Annotated in this window: 14 protein-coding genes and 1 other RNA gene; 4 read left to right on the top strand and 11 right to left on the bottom strand. The window is 69.5% G+C overall.

Annotated features, from left to right (window positions below; genetic code table 11):
* The first annotated feature begins 134 nt into the window (after positions 1 to 134).
* A complete protein-coding gene (locus CM1CMNOD_RS21515; protein WP_013872621.1) occupies positions 135 to 296 on the top strand; it encodes a hypothetical protein in 162 nt (53 codons plus the stop codon).
* Positions 297 to 632: 336 nt separating this feature from the next.
* Here the strand turns inward: CM1CMNOD_RS21515 and ssrA are convergent.
* The 4 genes from ssrA to ftsE form a co-directional block, all read right to left on the bottom strand.
* Positions 633 to 1,010: a transfer-messenger RNA gene (gene ssrA / locus CM1CMNOD_RS05250) on the bottom strand.
* A gap of 263 nt (positions 1,011 to 1,273) precedes the next feature.
* Positions 1,274 to 1,753, bottom strand: coding sequence for an SsrA-binding protein SmpB (smpB, locus tag CM1CMNOD_RS05245; RefSeq protein ID WP_013872620.1), 480 nt, complete (start codon positions 1,751 to 1,753; stop codon positions 1,274 to 1,276).
* Between the two features lie 140 nt (positions 1,754 to 1,893).
* A complete protein-coding gene (gene ftsX, locus CM1CMNOD_RS05240; RefSeq protein WP_013872619.1) occupies positions 1,894 to 2,766 on the bottom strand; it encodes a permease-like cell division protein FtsX in 873 nt (290 codons plus the stop codon).
* Between the two features lie 208 nt (positions 2,767 to 2,974).
* Positions 2,975 to 3,664 (bottom strand): cell division ATP-binding protein FtsE, encoded by a 690-nt coding sequence (gene ftsE / locus CM1CMNOD_RS05235; protein ID WP_013872618.1) that lies wholly within the window; start codon positions 3,662 to 3,664, stop codon positions 2,975 to 2,977.
* Between the two features lie 965 nt (positions 3,665 to 4,629).
* Between ftsE and CM1CMNOD_RS05225 the strand changes: the two genes are divergently transcribed.
* Entirely contained in the window at positions 4,630 to 5,814 is a 1,185-nt protein-coding gene (locus CM1CMNOD_RS05225; RefSeq protein WP_131773865.1) for a PQQ-dependent sugar dehydrogenase, read from the top strand.
* Between the two features lie 131 nt (positions 5,815 to 5,945).
* Positions 5,946 to 6,692, top strand: a complete 747-nt coding sequence (locus CM1CMNOD_RS05220; protein WP_131773864.1) for an AAA family ATPase — start codon at positions 5,946 to 5,948, stop codon at positions 6,690 to 6,692.
* Between the two features lie 57 nt (positions 6,693 to 6,749).
* Here the strand turns inward: CM1CMNOD_RS05220 and CM1CMNOD_RS05215 are convergent, their stop codons facing one another.
* The 7 genes from CM1CMNOD_RS05215 to prfB form a co-directional block, all read right to left on the bottom strand.
* Positions 6,750 to 8,066 (bottom strand): FUSC family protein, encoded by a 1,317-nt coding sequence (locus tag CM1CMNOD_RS05215; protein ID WP_013872614.1) that lies wholly within the window; start codon positions 8,064 to 8,066, stop codon positions 6,750 to 6,752.
* Positions 8,067 to 8,187: 121 nt separating this feature from the next.
* Positions 8,188 to 8,979, bottom strand: coding sequence for a uroporphyrinogen-III C-methyltransferase (cobA, locus tag CM1CMNOD_RS05210; RefSeq protein WP_050803706.1), 792 nt, complete (start codon positions 8,977 to 8,979; stop codon positions 8,188 to 8,190).
* Positions 8,980 to 9,305: 326 nt separating this feature from the next.
* Entirely contained in the window at positions 9,306 to 10,196 is an 891-nt protein-coding gene (locus CM1CMNOD_RS05205) for a hypothetical protein (protein WP_131772226.1), read from the bottom strand.
* A 79-nt stretch (positions 10,197 to 10,275) separates the two neighbouring features.
* Entirely contained in the window at positions 10,276 to 11,436 is a 1,161-nt protein-coding gene (locus tag CM1CMNOD_RS05200) for a TIR domain-containing protein (protein ID WP_013872612.1), read from the bottom strand.
* A gap of 314 nt (positions 11,437 to 11,750) precedes the next feature.
* Complete coding sequence (locus CM1CMNOD_RS05195) at positions 11,751 to 12,545, bottom strand: toll/interleukin-1 receptor domain-containing protein (RefSeq protein WP_043603047.1); 795 nt, start codon at positions 12,543 to 12,545, stop codon at positions 11,751 to 11,753.
* Positions 12,546 to 12,608: 63 nt separating this feature from the next.
* Positions 12,609 to 12,887: a hypothetical protein gene (locus CM1CMNOD_RS05190; protein ID WP_131772225.1), complete on the bottom strand. Its 279-nt coding sequence runs from the start codon at positions 12,885 to 12,887 to the stop codon at positions 12,609 to 12,611.
* 230 nt (positions 12,888 to 13,117) lie between these two features.
* The gene (prfB, locus tag CM1CMNOD_RS05185) at positions 13,118 to 14,218 is read right to left on the bottom strand and encodes a peptide chain release factor 2 (protein WP_013872611.1); all 1,101 of its coding nucleotides are present in this window, start codon (positions 14,216 to 14,218) and stop codon (positions 13,118 to 13,120) included.
* Between the two features lie 957 nt (positions 14,219 to 15,175).
* On the opposite strand from prfB, the gene CM1CMNOD_RS05180 reads away from it, so the two are divergent.
* Positions 15,176 to 16,150, top strand: coding sequence for a hypothetical protein (locus tag CM1CMNOD_RS05180; RefSeq protein WP_013872609.1), 975 nt, complete (start codon positions 15,176 to 15,178; stop codon positions 16,148 to 16,150).
* Positions 16,151 to 16,429: the final 279 nt, after the last annotated feature.

Raw genomic sequence — 16,429 nt, 5'->3', positions numbered from 1 at the left:
GTGGGCAGCAGCCGGTACCACCCTGCCGGCCGGCGAGCGGGCCATAGTCCGGGCATGGCTGGACGGTGCCCGGCCACGTCCGCGTTGGCGCGGGCCCAGATGAACGCGCAACTCCACCAGACCGGAGGAAGCCGATGAGCGCGATCCCGTTCCCATTCGACGACGACGAAGGCGTCATCGACGGCCCCGACGGGCCGGTCATCAACCTCGGCCTGGATCCGAAGACCGACCGGGAACTGATCGCGCTCAGCCGACTCCACGACATCCTCAGCGAGACCTCGGCCATGCGCGCGTAGGCCGCGGACCCCGCACTGGACGACGTGTGCCGGGCCGAAGCCCGCGGATGGATCAAAGCCGCCCATGCGATCTTCTCCGTGGTCGACGACCTACCCGACGGCGCCCTGTGAGCCGGGACGACACCAGCCAGATGATCAACCGTCCGATCGGTCTCGGACCGGCCGTCGTTGCCGGCATCGCCACGACTGCCAGCCACCGCCACACGCACAGTCATGGCCAGCCGACACGTCGAGGACGGCCTGTCCTCGACGTCGGGGGGATCGGGGGCGACTTCCCGGAAAACATCGCGGCCCGCCGGGAAGCTGGACGGAGTCCAGCGACCACGGCGGGCCAGCTCGTGGAGGTGGCGGGAATCGAACCCGCGTCCTCCGGCCCCGCAACAGGGCTTCTCCGGGCGCAGCCTGCTTGTTGTTTCTCAGCCCCACCGGTCACGCAGGCAAGCCGGTGTGGGCTCAGTCACTGTGAGGTGTTCCTTGCCGATCCCGTGACCGAATCAGAAGGTGATCCTCCTGGCGACGCCAGATCCTGAGCCGGAGGCACTCTCAGGCTGACGGCTACTTGATCCCGCTCAGGCCGCGAGGGCGAAAGTGCGGGGTGTAGCAGACTGCGACTTGTTGGCAGTTGTTTCTTCGAGCGGATCGTTTACGAGATAACCGCTCATCCTCGGCCCGCTTCCCCTATCCCGACGTCCGAAGTCGAAACCGGTCACCCCCGTGTCATGTGCGCTCACAGCGTGAACTCACAGCGTGAACTCACAGTGTGAACTCACGACGTGCTAGTCGATACTGGTACCGGAACCATCCTACCCGAGCCACCGTATGGCGACCCATCTGGCCAACGTCGAACACGCCGCCCGTGTTCCCGTCGGCAGACCGCTGAAGTTCGGGGACACCACTCGGTTCGGGTACGCGGCCGGGCAGGCACGTCGACCAGTTCGCGGTGGCACGGATCGCGCGGGGATCCGGCCGGCGAGGATTCAGTCCTCGCGGCCCTTGGCCCGCCGTCCCAGGACCCGGGAGACCTCGCGTGACGCGTCCCGTTCGGCGAGCGCATGGCGCTTGTCGTAGGTCTTGCGGCCCCGGGCCAGCGCGATCTCCACCTTGGCCCGGCCGTCCTTGAAGTACAGGGCCAGCGGGACGAGGGTGAGGCCACCCTCCCGGGTCTTACCGACCAGCTTGGCGATCTCGTCACGGTGCAGCAGCAGCTTGCGACGCCGCCGCGGGGCATGGTTCGTCCACGTGCCCTCGGTGTACTCGGGGATGTGCACGCCGTGCAGCCACGCCTCCCCGTCGCTGATCTGCGCGAAGGCATCCACCAGGGATGCCCGGCCCGCGCGCAGCGACTTCACCTCGGTGCCCTGCAACACGATCCCGGCCTCGATGGTGTCGAGGATGGTGTAGTCGTGCCGGACGCGCCGGTTCTGCGCAACCAGCTTCCGGCCGGTCTCCTTGGCCACGTTCGGGGTACCTCATTCTTTCCTACCAGGTTCCACCGAGGTTACGCCGCCGCCGACCGGCCACGCGGAAGCACAGCGATCATGCCGCCGCCGGCCGTCCGGCGACCCCTTGAGGGTCGGCCAGCCTTCCAGCCCGCTACCTAAACGTGCAGGTGGCGGCGCAGCGCGACAAAAGCCATCGCCGCGGACGCCCCGGTGCCGATCAGCAGGACGCCGACCGCGGCAGCCCACACCGCCTCCCAGCCGAAAAGCGGAAACGCGGTCTGGCGGGCGAACCGGTGGTCCACGAGGTAGATCTTGCTCGCAATCAGCGCGGCCGCGGCGAACAGGCCGCCGGCCATCCCGGCGACGGCGCTCTCCAGCACGAACGGGGCCCGGATCGTCCCGTTCGTCGCCCCCACCAGGCGCATGATCGCGGTTTCCCGCCGCCGGCCGTGCGCGGAAACCCGGATCATCGTGTAGATCAGCGCGAACGCGGCCAGCGCCTGGACGGCGGCGAGCGCGAACGCCCCGATCGTGCAGGCGTCCAGGATCCGGTAGAGCAGAGCGAGCAGAGCACGTTGATCACGGACCCGGTCGACCCCGTCCCGTCCGGTGTAATAGGTAATGATCTCGCCGGCGCGGCGCGGGTCGGCGAGCGTGAGACGGAACGAAGCGGGCAGGTCCGTCACGCTCACCCCGCTGACGATGTCGGGCGAGTTGCGGAAGTCGTGTCTGAAACGCGCGAACGCCTGCGCCTTGTCCTCGTAGCGGACGTTCTGCACCAGGGGGTCGGCACGCAGGTCGGCCGCGAGGGTGTCGCGTTCGGCACCGGAGATGTCGTCGTCGAGGTCGATGACGACCTGGATGCGGTCCAGCAGGAAGCCGTCGACGGTGTGGACCTGGGCCCGCAGCAGCAGCCCGGCGCCGAGCAGGGTCAGGCAGATGGTCACAGTAACGATCACCGCGACGGATGTCGCCAGGTTACGCCGCAGGCTGGTGACGCCGATTGCGAGCAACGCCCCGGCGCGCATCCCGGTCATGTCCTCGTTGCCGCCGGCCGGCGGCCTGGGAAGCCAGAGCCTCCAGAACCCACCGGGCCCGCCCGCGCTGTCAGTCCTGTTCTTCCTGCCCGACCTGCCTGGCCTGTCGGGCCTGTCGGGCCTGTCGGGCCTGTCGGGCCTGTCGGGCCTGTCGGGCCTACCAGGTTCGCCGGTCCCGCCGGGCTTGCTGGTCACGGCGTCAGAGGGTTGGCTCGTAGCCGCCGGATGCCTGGTCACGCACGAGCGTCCCGTGCTCGAGCTCGACGACCCGTCGGCGCATGGTGTCCACCAGGGCGGCGTTGTGGGTGGCCATGACGACGGTCGTTCCCACCCGGTTGATCGCTCCCAACAGGTTCATGATCCCGGCTCCGGTGGCCGGGTCGAGATTGCCGGTGGGTTCGTCGGCGAGCAGCACCTGGGGACGCGCGACCAGGGCCCGGGCCACCGCGACCCGTTGCTGTTCACCACCGGAGAGCTCGTCGGGGTAGCGGTTCTCCTTGCCGGCGAGCCCGACCAGGTCGAGCACTTCGGGTACGACCGTACGGACCACGTGCCGCGGACGGCCGGTGACGTCCATGGCGAAGGCGACGTTGCCCGCGGCGGTCCGGTCCGCAAGCAGCCGGAAGTCCTGGAAGACACAGCCGACCTGGCGGCGCAGCAGCGGTACCCGACGGTCGGGGATGCTCGCAACGTCACGGCCTGCGAACTCGACCACCCCGGAGGTGGGCCGCTCCTCCCGCAGCAGCAGACGCAGCAAAGTGGACTTTCCCGAGCCGGACGGGCCGACCAGGAAGACGAACTCCCCCGCTCCGATCTCGAGGTTGATGTCGTCCAGGGCGGGCCGCGTGCCGCTGTGGTAACTCTTGGTAACGGATATCATACGTATCATCGCGGATGTCCCCGGCTTCCGCGGATCCGCGGGTGCACTGCCGCGCCCGCTCCTGGCTTCGGGCATGCGGGTTCCCCGACCACCGGCGAGGCGATCTCCAGGGCGCGACGGCTCCACCATCGCGCCCGTCCCTTCACCCAAAGTCATGATCGCATGTCCTTTAAGCAGAAAGCATCCATATAGATACCCTGAGTCATCGATCGATACTAAGGCAAGATCCCCCCGTAGTTACCCAACGCACATGTCTGGATGTCGACATGCTGCTGCGCGGCGCGCGCCGACGGGACACGCGACGGCATGGACGATCACACTCCGGCCACGGCTCGGCTCTGACCTGGCCACGACCGACCGCGAATCGGTCACATTTTGACCGTGTTCTGGTCACGGCCCGCACTGCCACCGCCGGTGCGAACGAGCATCCGGTGAGCGGGTAAGTGGACAGGGTCGATCGCTCGTCCGATAGTGGAACTTTCTTTGACCGCCAGACATTGGGCGGGGCAGACATTAGGCGGGGCAGGCAGGCCGTGCACGCGGCGGCCGGCTGTTCGTCACCATCGCTCGCCAGCCGGACGCAAGGCAGCCGGATGCAGGGCAACCGGACGCAAGGGAGGTCGACGGCATGTGCTGCGAGGACCTGGTATGCGCCCGATGCGCCGGACCAGTGGCCGAGGCTCGGTGCCCGTCCTGCCGGTCGGCCCGTGACTCGATGCACCACGCATCCTTCACGATCACTCCGCAGCTGCTGATCGCTGTTGTGGCGGTACTCCTGATGCTCGCCCTGCTGGCCGCCCACCACGGCTGAGCCGGGAGCTGGGCTGCCCTGCCCCCGCTCGGCGCCCGTGCGTTCCAAGGCACGCACACCGAGGCACGCACAGCGTGAGCGGAACGTTGGACGGGTAGCCCGCACCGGATGCGACGCACCGTCGCCGGCCCGGCTGTCAGGACGTCGACCGTGAGGAGAGCAGATGCCGTCTGTCAGCATGCTGCGGCCGCGCGGCCGCGCCGACCGAGCGGCGGGCGGTCATGGTCCCATCCGCGGCACCCTGCTCGCCCGCATGGCTGTAGCTCTTGTCGGGCTGGCCGGCATCGTCCTTGCCGGCTGCGGCTCGACCGACACCTCCCAGGCGGACGATCTCGCGGGCACATCCACCGGCTCCGGTCAGAACGGTTCACAGCGGCCGGAGACGGTTGCCAGCGGGTTGCGAGCGCCCTGGGGGCTGGCGTTCCTTCCCGATCGTTCCGCGCTGGTAGCCGAACGCGACAGCGGCCGCATCGTGCACGTGCCGGCGAACGGCGGCGCGCCCACCGAGATCATGCGCATTCCTGACGTCGCGACCGGCTCCGGTGAAGGCGGTCTGCTCGGCCTGGCGGTCTCCCCCGGCTATGTCACCGACCACCTCGTATACGCCTACTACACCACCGCCACCGACAACCGGATCGTGAGATTCCCGCTGCCGTTGGGCGATACACCACCCGCGGCCGTCGAACCAATTCTCACCGGAATCGCGAAGGCCACGGTCCACAATGGTGGACGTATCGCGTTCGGGCCCGACGGCATGCTCTATGCCGGTACGGGTGACGCTTCGGAAAGGAGCAGGGCGCAGGACGCGTCCAGCCTGAACGGCAAGATTCTGCGGATGCGTCCCGACGGTTCGGCGCCGGCCGACAACCCCGACCCGCGTTCGCTCGTGTACAGCCTCGGCCATCGCAATGTCCAGGGCCTGGCCTGGGACTCCACCGGTCGGCTGTGGGCCACCGAGTTCGGCCAGAACACCTACGACGAGGTCAATCTGATCGAGGCCGGGCACAACTACGGATGGCCTCTTGTCGAGGGCAGGGGTGACACCGATGGTAACCGATTCACCAATCCCTTCGTCACCTGGAAACCCGCCGAGTCCTCCCCGAGTGGAGCCGCGGTCATCGGCGATACTCTGTATGTGGCCGCGCTCCGCGGCGAGCGGCTTTGGGCTGTTCCCCTCGACGGGAAGGGCGCCGGCACACCCTACGCTCTGCTGGATGGCGAAGCCGGGCGCCTGCGTACCGCTGTGGCCGCTCCCGACGGATCACTGTGGATTACAACCAGCAACACGGATGGACGTGGTTCACCACGTGACGGCGATGACAGAATTCTGCGGCTCACCTCGTTCTGATCGCCGCGAACCGATTCCGGCCACCATGAACCGGCCCCGGCGGACAGTCTGATGACGTCCCGGCTTCACCGATGACGTCCCGACTGTCGGGATCTCCAGGCGGATACGGACCAGGGCTGCCCAGCCGCCGCGTGACGCTGCCCACCAGCGCGTCCGGCCAGAACTGCACCGGCGCCCAGACGGCGGACCATGGCATGACCGGCCACGACACGACCGGCCGCGGCATGACAGAACGTGACACCCACGCCCTCGACGGGCCCGAGCCCACGCATGCCGGCGATCCCGCCGGCGATCCGGCCTGTGCGGGCTGGACGCTGCGCTACCCCACCGGCACGGTGCTGATCGTGGCCGGCATCCCCGGGGCCGGCAAGAGCACGCTCATCCGGCGCGTGTTCGGCGGCAGCACGGACCCCCGGACACAGGCGTGGGGCACCGGGCCGCTGGTACTGGACTCCGCCGACATCCGGACCGCGTTACGGGCCCGGCTCGGGCCGCGCCTGCCGTACCGGCTCTACCGGCCCGCGGTACACGTCGCGCACTATGCCCGGATCGCGGGGATGACGCTCCGGCGCGGCGAGAGCCTCGTCGTCCACGAGTGCGGGACGCGGCGGTGGGCGCGCCGGGCCATCACCGGACTCGCCCGGCTACGCCACCGGCCCGTCCATCTCATCCTGATCGACACACCGTCGGCGGACGCGCTCGCGGGACAGCGGGCCCGGGGCCGGAGCGTACGTTCCCGCGCGTTCCGGCGCCACGAACGGTCGTGGGCCCGGCTGCGCGACGCGGACCCGGCGGCGCTGTACCGCGAGGGCTGGTCGTCGATCCGGGTGCTCGACCGTCGCGACGCACGCGCCCTGACCGCGATCCGTTTCGACTGAACCGCGAGATGTCCGATAGCGCCTGATGGCGCCCGGCGTACCCGATGCGGGCCGCGATCATGGGCTGTCGGGGGCGAATCCGAGTGCCTCGTCCGTGGCGTGCATGACCTCGTCGAAGTCAAGGCCCATGCCGAGCAGCAGGTCCACCGCGGCCGAACGGACCTGGCCCACGATCACCACGGCGGGCAGCGTCTGTTCCGGTGCCAGCGCCCGCGCGGCCAGCCGGACGGCCCGCATGGCGCTGCGGTGCGCGTCGGCCCGCGCGTCGGTCACCGGGTGGGCTGTCGTGCGCGCCCGCGTCCGCGCGCCGCGGCCCCGATATGCCCCGGCCTGCTCCTCGACCAGCGCCGTCAGGTATCCGCCCAGCGCGCGGACCGCCTCGGCGAGCTGGCTGACCGCGTCGACGAGCACCGGCGGTGCCGGAGCTCCCAGCCGCAGCAGCATGACCGCGGACCGGGCGAGGACGCGCACGTTGCGCACCGCGTGGTCCATCTTCGTGGCGACTTCGCCGTATGCCGCCAGCGACGGCGAGCGGCGCCTGCGCAGGATGGTGAACCGGGTCGTCTCCTCGGCCACGGCGACCGCACCGTGGAACGCCGCGACCGCGGAGTCGATGCTGCGTGCCTCCTCCAGCGCCCGCCTGGCGGCATCGTGATCATCTGCTTTCAGCGCGGCCGCGACGCTGTCGAGGACGTCGGCCAGCCGCTCGAACACCGGCGCGGACTCGTCGGCCAGCTCGGTCAGCGGGTCGGTCCGCAACGGCAGCTGGTTGACCGCGATGGCGACGGCACCACCGACCAGCGCGTCGAAGAACCGGGCGGGGACGAGACCGCCGTCCACCGGCGTGGTCACGGCGACATAGATGGCGGACACCGCCGACTGCACCACGAGAATCGCCCCGCCGCCGAGGAAGGCGGCCACGGACAGGGTGAGGACTGTGACGGCCACCACCGACCAGACGCTCGCCGGGCCGATGGCATGGGAGATCACATCGGCGACCAGCACGCCCACCGCGACCCCGACCCAGATGTCCAGCGCCCGCCGCAGCCGTTGCCCGCGGGTGACCCCGAGGACGATCAGCGCGGCGGCCGGCGCGAAGAACGGCAGGTCGTCCCCGATGAGATACACGCCCAGCAACCAGGCCACGGTCACGGCAAGGCCCGCCTCGGCGACCGCGTCCACGCAGTCGCGTAATCGCCGCAGGCCCTGGGCGAACCATGACCGGGCCGCCCGCAGCCGGGCTGCCCATGGCCCGGCCGCGGGCCCGGGTCCGGACGATCGGGGGTCAGGCGGCTGGGAGCCAGACGGCAGCTCGGAGGTGGTTGTCGGGCCGGCAGCCAGCGCGGTCGCCGGTCGACTCCGGTGCTGGGTCATCGTCGTGGCTCCGGTTCTGGTCGGCGGCCCGGGCCGGGAGGCGGCCGGACTGGTGATCCTGACCGGACGCCGGCCGGGCAGCCCCGCGGGGCCACGGGATCAGGGCCTCGCCGCCGCAGGATCAGGACTTCTTCTGCCGTAAGGTGTCGACCTCGTTCCTTATCGTGACGACATCTCCGATGACGATGACGGCCGGCGGCTGGATGGCGGCCCGGGCAACCAGAGCCGGGATGTCGGCGAGCGGGCCGGTGACCACCTGTTGATCGCCGCTGCCGTCGTCGCGGATCACCGCGGTCGGGGTCGACGCCCGGCGCCCGCGCTTGATCAGCTCAGCGGTGATCCGCTCCAGCGTGCCGATGCCCATGAGGACGACGATCGTCCCGGGGCCGGTCGCCACGGCATCCCAGTCGACCGTCGAGCCCGGATGCGACGGGTCGACATGACCGGACACGATCGTGACGTCCTGGGTGATCCCGCGGTGGGTGACCGGGATGCCGGCCAGCGCCGGCACCGCCGTCGCGCTGGTCACTCCCGGGACGACCTCGCAGGGCACCCCGGCGGCCGCGCAGGCCAGCGCCTCCTCGCCGCCGCGACCGAAGACGAACGGGTCGCCGCCCTTGAGGCGCACCACCCCCAGGCCGCGTCGGGCGCGTTCCACGATCACCTGGTTGATCTGCTCCTGGGTGAGGTTGTGGCCGTGCGGCGCCTTGCCGGCATCCACGATCTCGACCTCGGGCTGTAAGTCGTCGAGCAGGGCCCGCGGGGCAAGCCGGTCGACCACCACCACGTCCGCTCGGCGCAGCAGCTCCAGGCCCCGGACGGTGATCAGATCGGGCCGCCCCGGACCGCCGCCGACGAGCGCCACCCAGCCGCCCGCCGGGTGGCGGGCCCGCGCCTCCCGATCCCCGTTCAAGTCCCGCTCCTGGCCCTGCTTTCGCTCCTGGTCCCGCTCCAGGGCCTGCTCCCACTCCAGGGCCTGGTCCCTGTGCTGGCCGTTGCTCCGTTGCCTGTTCTGGTCCGCGGTCGCGCTCGGACGGGCTACCCCGCGAGAGGCCCCCGCATGCCCGTCGTCGCCGCCATGCCCGGCCGTCACCGGTGATTCCGTGTCGAGTCTGCCCACGATGAGAGTGTGCGACCTCCGGCACGGAAAAGCCGCAGGTAGGCTCCGTCACCGTGGCAACGACTGTCACCTACGGCTTCCGCGTCCGTAGATGGGAACCGTTGCCCCAGCCGAGGTTCCTACCCGCGGTTCCCGCTGATCCGGCGCAGGCCGCAGAGCACGAGGGCCACCATCTCGTCGGTGTCGTCCGTGGTGAACAGCGCCTCGTTCTCGGCCTGGTCGAGGCCGTTGGCGAGCGCCCGCGGGCCGGCCGCCCGCAGTTCCTCAAGCAGGCCGTCGTAGTCGACAGGCGTGCCGGCGCGGGCCGCCTGCGCCACCAGCTCGGCGTATCCCGGACGGGCCGCGAGCTGACTGTCCAGCTCCAGGTCACGGGGCCGCCCGCCGGTGAGGGCCTCGATGACCCGCTCGGTGCAGCCGCCGAAACCACCCAGCAGGAACAGCGGCCGCCCGGCCCGCAGGGTGAGCACGGCCTCCTCCAGCAGGCCCGGATAGAGCCCCGTACCGACGACGACGGCACCGCCGAGCATCACCCGCGCGTCGGTCTCGGCGGCCATGCGCTCACGCATGGCGGTCAGCGCGCGGGCCCGCTTCCAGCGTGCCACCAGCGCGCCACCACCGTTGCCGGTGGCGCCTGGGTCGTCCCGTAGATCAGGGTCGTCGGGGCTGATGTCGGCCGGTGGCGGCACACCGACCACCGTCGCGACATCGACGAGTTCGGCCTGTTCGTCCACCCCGAACCGGAGGAACAGGTGCCACGCCAGGTAGTCGGTCACCCGCTCCGGCCCGGGCCGGCCGGGCAGATCGTAGGTGTCGACGAGATCGAACAGGACCCGGCTGTACCCGCCGACACGCAGGTCACCGCCGTAGGCGAGGGAACCGCCGGCGGCCAGGACATGCCGTGCGATCTCCACGAACGCGTGCCGCTGGTGCGGTAGGCCCAGCCCTCGCCGGGCGAGATCCGGGCTGTCCGAGATCGAGACGGCCACCCGGATGTCCGCGAGCGAGCTCACAGCAACCTCCTCGCGCACTCTGTCACCGCGGGTCCCGTCACGGGTCCCGTCATGTCGAAAGTCATGTCGAGAACAGCGGTCATGTCGAGAACAGCATCGTCGGTGTCACCGCCCGCAGCGAACCATCGAGCTTCGCCAGCACCCGGCTCTCCTCGGTACCCAGCGGTGGATCAGGATATAGAAGATCGACCGGGGCCGCACCTCCGACGGAATTCCGTGGCAGATCGAGCAGGGTCAGCAGTTCGGGTGGCCGGGCCAGCAGGAACGAAGGCAGGGCGACACCGTGCCGGCCGCACATCTCGGCGGCCCGCAGCGGAAAATACCGGTGCCTGAGCGTCTCGGTCAGCAGAACGCCCACCAGATGGTCGAGAACCCTTCGTGAGTCACGATGCCAGCGGACGGTCGGAACGTTGCCGAGATACGGGAAGGCACGCACCGACCGGTCCGTGAGCGCGTCCAGGACGACCACCGGCATGGACGCGCGCTTCGCGCCGAGGAACTCCCGCTGGCACCATGGCCGTGAACCATAGGAATCCGAGTTCACCGCGAGCAGCGCGCTGCTGGTGGCCGCGGCGTCAAGAACATCGGCGAAAGGGTCACCGCCGGATATGTGGTGCGCGTCGAGGAAGTCGTCGACATCGGTCTCAAACCGAAGATGCCGGGCCACCTCCCTGGCAATGGCACCGCCATCCGCGGACGCATAGCTGATGAACACCCGGACCGGGTCAGAAGCACCGACCTGACGACACACCCGGTGGATGACATGGTTCAGGAGGACCTGCTCACGAAAATGTGCCGGCAGCGTGTGCAGGTCGACGACGTCGACATCGACCGCGACGGGAACACGGGCGAAGTTGGAGGTGAGTGCGAACGGCAGAAGCCAGTTACCGGGTCCGGCGCCGACAGCACGCAACAGTTCCGCGAGATAGTCGTTCCAGCCGGCACCCACCAGCGCGTTGTCGATGAGCAGGACGACGACGTTACGCTCGGCCAGGCTGAGATCGACAGGTGGCGGCACGTCGGCGGCCCACCGCGCGCCACGACCGTCCGGGCGGTCGACGGGTCCGCCAGCCGACCAATAACGCACCGGAATTCCCAGCGAACGGGCGGTCGGCTGCGACGGGTCGGCCGTCAGGTGTGTGAAAACGGCGTCGGCGAGCTGGCGGGTCTCCGCATCACCACCGGAACGCCAGAGCACGTGTACGGCGACGGGCGGCCGTGACCGCCTGGCGGCGCTCACCAAGGGTCGTCAGTCAGGTCGGGACGCATTCCGGCACGATAATCCGGGACCGCATTCCGGTACCACGGCGGGGGTGACGGGCCCCGGCCCGATGGCGGGATGACCGCCACCGGGCCGACAGTCTCCGGCAGGCGAACGGCCTTCGGCAGGCGCGGGCACCAGTCCGTCACCCGTCCATACGAACGGCACCCCCACACGCGCGACACGCGCCCCGGGTATTTCACGTGGCCCGGCCGGTGGGCCGGGGCCGGCCTGCTGTCCGTGACGCGTTCCCCGGCGCCGGAAACAGTCCGGCCGCGTCGAGAACAGCACGCTTACGCCGAGAAGAGCATTGTCGGTGTCATCAGCCGCATTCTCGGCTCGAACTCGTGCAGCAGTCGCGTCTCCTCGCTGTCCAGCGGAGGATCGGGGTAGACAACGGTCAGATCCGTCTCCACCGAGCCGCTGCGGCGGCGCAGCTCAAGCAGTGTGAGCGGCTCGGGCGGCCGGGAAAGGCAGTAGTACGGCCGGTCGACCCGCTGCAGCCGGGACAGCCAGGCCACCTGGCGGGGAAAATACCGGTGCCGGAACGACTCGGCGAGGAGCAGACCCAGCAGCCGCTCCATGACGAGCGGCGAGTCCGGCTTCCAGCGCAGTACCGGAATGTTCCCGAGATAGGGTGAGCGACGCTCGTCGCAGTCCTCGACCCCGTCCAGCAGGACGATCGGACCGAGTTCACGCTTGGCTCTGATGACCTCGTGCCGGCACCATCCCCGGGAGCTGTAGGAGTCCGTCACGATCGCCAGGAACGCCGACGCGGAAATCGCCCGGTCTATCGCCTCGACAAGCCGTTCGCCGGCGGCGATGCTGTGCACGTCGAGAAAGTCACCGACGTCCGTGCACTCGTGCAGGTACTTGCGCACGGCCAGCGCCACGCCCCGACCGTCCGTCGACGCGTGGCTGAGCAGCACGGTGAGCGGAGAATCGTCGTCGGTGACATGCCGGAAAAGCCGGTGCAGGATCTTGTTCACGAATACCTGGTCCCGCAGCTCACGAGTTGTCTCATAGAGCCTGAGGCAGTTCACGTCCGAGATCGACGAGGTCCGGTCGACCTTCCGGGTGAGCAGCACCGGCAACAGCCAGTGACGAGATGACGTCGATGTCATATCGACGAGTTCGGTGACGTACTCGTTTCATCCGCCGCTCATCAGCCACGCGTCGACAAGCAGCACCACGATGTTGCGTTCGGCCCGTTCGAGATCGACGGCCTGCGGCGGATCGTCCCGTCCGGGCGGCCGCGGATTCGGTGCGGACGTCCAGAAACGGACCGGCACGCCGAGACCCCGTACCCGCGGACGCCACGGATCGGCACACAGGAACTTGAAGGCGACGTCGGCAAGATGCTCACCGAGGAGACTGCCACCGTGCCAGACCACGTGCACCGCAACAGGCAATCGCCTGTCAGCGGTCACCAACGGTCATCAACCGGATCGGGATGCACTCCGGCACAATAACCGGACGGTCACACCCGCCTCGGGGCCACACACCAGGCCATGTATATCCGAGTATATCCAGCACATGGCAGGGACGCGTACCGGCGCCACACGTCAGGACGCGGCCCTTCCCGAGCCAGATCCGGCTCACGTCGGCCTCGGGCGGACAGACGGACAAACGGACAAACGGACAAAATACCGGCCGGTGGCTATCCCTGCTGCTCGGTGGTCCGCCGCCAGCGGATCTCCGCGTCGATGAACTCGTCGATGTCGCCGTCGAGCACCGCCGCGGTGCCGGACGTCTCGACCTCGGTCCGCAGGTCCTTCACCATCTGGTACGGGTGCAGAACGTAGTTGCGGATCTGGGAGCCGAAGGAGACGTCCTGCGGGCCGCCGGTCAGCCGCTGCTTCTCGGCGGCCTCCTCGGCCCGCCTGCGTTCGAGCAGCTTCGCCTGGAGCACTATCATGGCAGCGGCCTTGTTCTGCAGCTGGCTGCGTTCGTTCTGGCAGGTCACCACGATGTTGGTGGGCAGGTGGGTGATCCGCACCGCGGAGTCGGTGGTGTTGACGCCCTGCCCGCCCGGCCCGGACGACCGGAAGATGTCGATCCGCAGTTCCTTGTCGTCGATCTCGACATGGTCGGACTGCTCGACCACGGGCGTCACCTCGACCCCGGCGAACGAGGTCTGCCGCCTGTTCTGGTTGTCGAAGGGGCTGATCCGCACGAGCCGGTGGACGCCGTGCTCGCTGCGCAGCGTCCCGTAGGCGTAGGGTGCCTTGATCTGGAACGTGGCGGACTTCAGGCCCGCCTCCTCCGCCTCGGAGGTGTCGAACACCTCGGCGGCGTATCCGTGCCGTTCAGCCCAGCGCAGGTACATGCGCAGTAGCATCGCGGTCCAGTCGGCGGCGTCCACGCCGCCGGCGCCGGCCGAGAGCTGGACGATCGCGTCACGCTCGTCGTACTCGCCGGAGAGCAGGGTGCGGACCTCGAGCGCGGAGATGTCGCGGGCGAGCGTGGGCAGGTCGTTCGCGGCCTCGGCGAGCAGGTCGTCATCCCCCAGATCGAGGGCGGCGATGACGTCGTCGAGACGCCTGCGCAGTGCCTCGACCCGCGAGATGTCCCCACGCACCGACGACAACCGCCTGGTCACGGCCTGAGCGCGGTCCTGATCGCTCCACAGCTGCGGGTCGGCCGCTTCGCGTTCCAGATCGGCTGCGCGACGCCGAAGAGTATCGAGATCAAGAACTGCTTCGATGCCGGCAAGCGTCGCGTCGAGAGCCTTGATCTCCTCGGTGATGTCGGCGGCCATGAGACCCACCTTACCGTCGGCCGCACCCGCCCTCACCCGTACAGATCTTGGCTCTCCTTTCCCGCTCTTCCCACCTGGCACGGATCACGGCTCACCGATGGCCATCGGCGGCATGGGACGTGCCCGACCGGCACCCGGCCAGTCGACGGGCCGCCGAGCGGAAAGCGCCGGCAGCAGGCGTCCACCGGACAGGGCTGCCCGACAGAATCCGAGAACTCGGCCGGCGGAAACCGCGGGACGGGTCGTGCGCCGGCGTAGCGTGCACCGCGGGCGATGCCCGCGGTGCTGGCCGGGTTCCCCGTCCGGGTTCCCGCCCATGCGCCCGCGGGTCGCGGGTCGCTCGTCCCGACCGGAGTACCGGATGCCTCCCGTACCCGTGTCTCCTGTACCCCGCGTCTCCCGTACCCGCCTGCGCATCCCGCGCCCACTTGCCGCAGGCCGTGGGTGGGCCCCGGGGAAAGCAGGCGGCTGGGAGCGCACGGGAGGGACATGGGACGCATGGCCAGCCCAGCATGGCCAGCCGCGAAACCGCGCCGGCCGCGTCTGTCGGCCCACCACGGCCGAGGCGACGTCATCCGGCGGAAACATCGGCGTGCAGGCCGCAATAATGCGGAAACAATGTTACGCAAAAAAGACGACGTTACAGCCTGGTAATTCACCCCAGCAGGCCCTGCGCTCTGCCGCGACCGGCCCGGCGGCGTAATCTCTCCCCAGAGACTCTCTCGAGAGACGTACAACACACCGCCACATCCCGGCACGGAAGCGGCAGGCGCTCTGAAACGCTATCTTTGGTAACGAGCGGCCTCTTCGGTCTGGAAGTGGTGACGTTGCGAGTGCCCTTTCACGGCTTGCCGGTATCGGCGCCAGTGAGCGCGGGGAGCCTCACGCCGCCCTGTCACCCTTCGGGTGGAAAGAGAACCACGGCAATACGACCGCACGCACCCGAAGGACGCCGACATGCCTGAGCCTGCCGACCGACGACGGGTACTCACAGCCGCTGTGGCCCCCATTGTCGCCATGACCGACCAGGCAAACACCAGCGATCTGCACGAGGCCTGTGCACAGGCCCTGGGGCAGACGCTGGACAGCTACGAGACCTCCGATCTGACCGACATCGTCGCCGGCCTGACAAGCCTGGAAGAGGTCATGCGCACCGTGCCGCGCACGCGGCGGCTGCGGGGGTCGGTCGCGCTGGACTGGATGCGGCTGCACGCGGCCGTGACCACCACCATGGCGGGAGCCGTCTACGACCAGGGCCGCCACAGTCATGCCGTGTCACTGGCCGACCGGGCCGCGACGGTGGCCCGGGCCGCCGGCGACGGACCACTCGCCGGCCGCGCGCTGACCGTCCGCGCCCGGGTGATACGCCAGCACAACCCGGCGGTGGCGCTGCAGATCGCCGATGCCGCGGGCCGTATCGCCGGCACGAGCCCGGCTCGGGCCCTGGTCGCCGGCAAGGTCTCGGCCAGCTCGTACGCCGCGGTCGGGGACGTCGCCGGGGTCCAGCGCTCGGTGGCCCACGCCTGGAAGATCATGGAGCTGCTGGGCAGCTCCGCGCACGGACGTCCGGGATTCGCGCTCGACACCTACTCCCCCGCCGACCTCGCGCTCGCCTCCGCCGAAGCGTTGACCACCGTCGGCGTCGCCGATGACGCCGGGCCCCACCTGGAACGGGCGTCCGAACTGATCACCGACAGCGGGCAGACCGGGATGGTGATCGCGGTGTACATGGCGCGGGCTCGGGCCGCGCTCAGCCGCGAGCGTCCGGACCCCTACGAGGCCAGGCACCATGCCTCGCGGGCGGTGACCCTCTCCCTGCAACGGCCCGCGGAATGGGTCGCCCGGCTCGTGCACGACATCTCCGCGCTCGCCAACAGACGCACCGGCCACGATATGGACGACCTGGTCGCCACCACGTCCCCCTGGTTCTGAAGCGGTCCCGGATCCAAAGCAGCGTCGCCCCACCACATCCGCCATGGTGCCGATGCCGGCGCTGGTGCCGATACCGGCACCGGTGACGCTGGCACGCACCGACAGCGCTGTCGGGTGCACGTCGTCATACCGGTCGCAGGGAACTGCCGGAAAATAATTTCGTTTTTTGACCACGGTGTGGGGCTGCGGGATCGTTCTTCACTTCCGACGCGGTGAGACGCGTGGCGGATCGAGTAATATGGGAGTCATCGACAGGGTGTGCGAGCCTCTTTGACTGTT

The sequence above is a fragment of the Protofrankia symbiont of Coriaria myrtifolia genome, from assembly GCF_900634755.1.
GTDB lineage: Bacteria > Actinomycetota > Actinomycetes > Frankiales > Frankiaceae > Protofrankia > Protofrankia coriariae.
The sequence above is the reverse complement of the archived record's forward strand: the minus strand, read 5'-3'. Positions and strand labels throughout refer to the sequence as shown.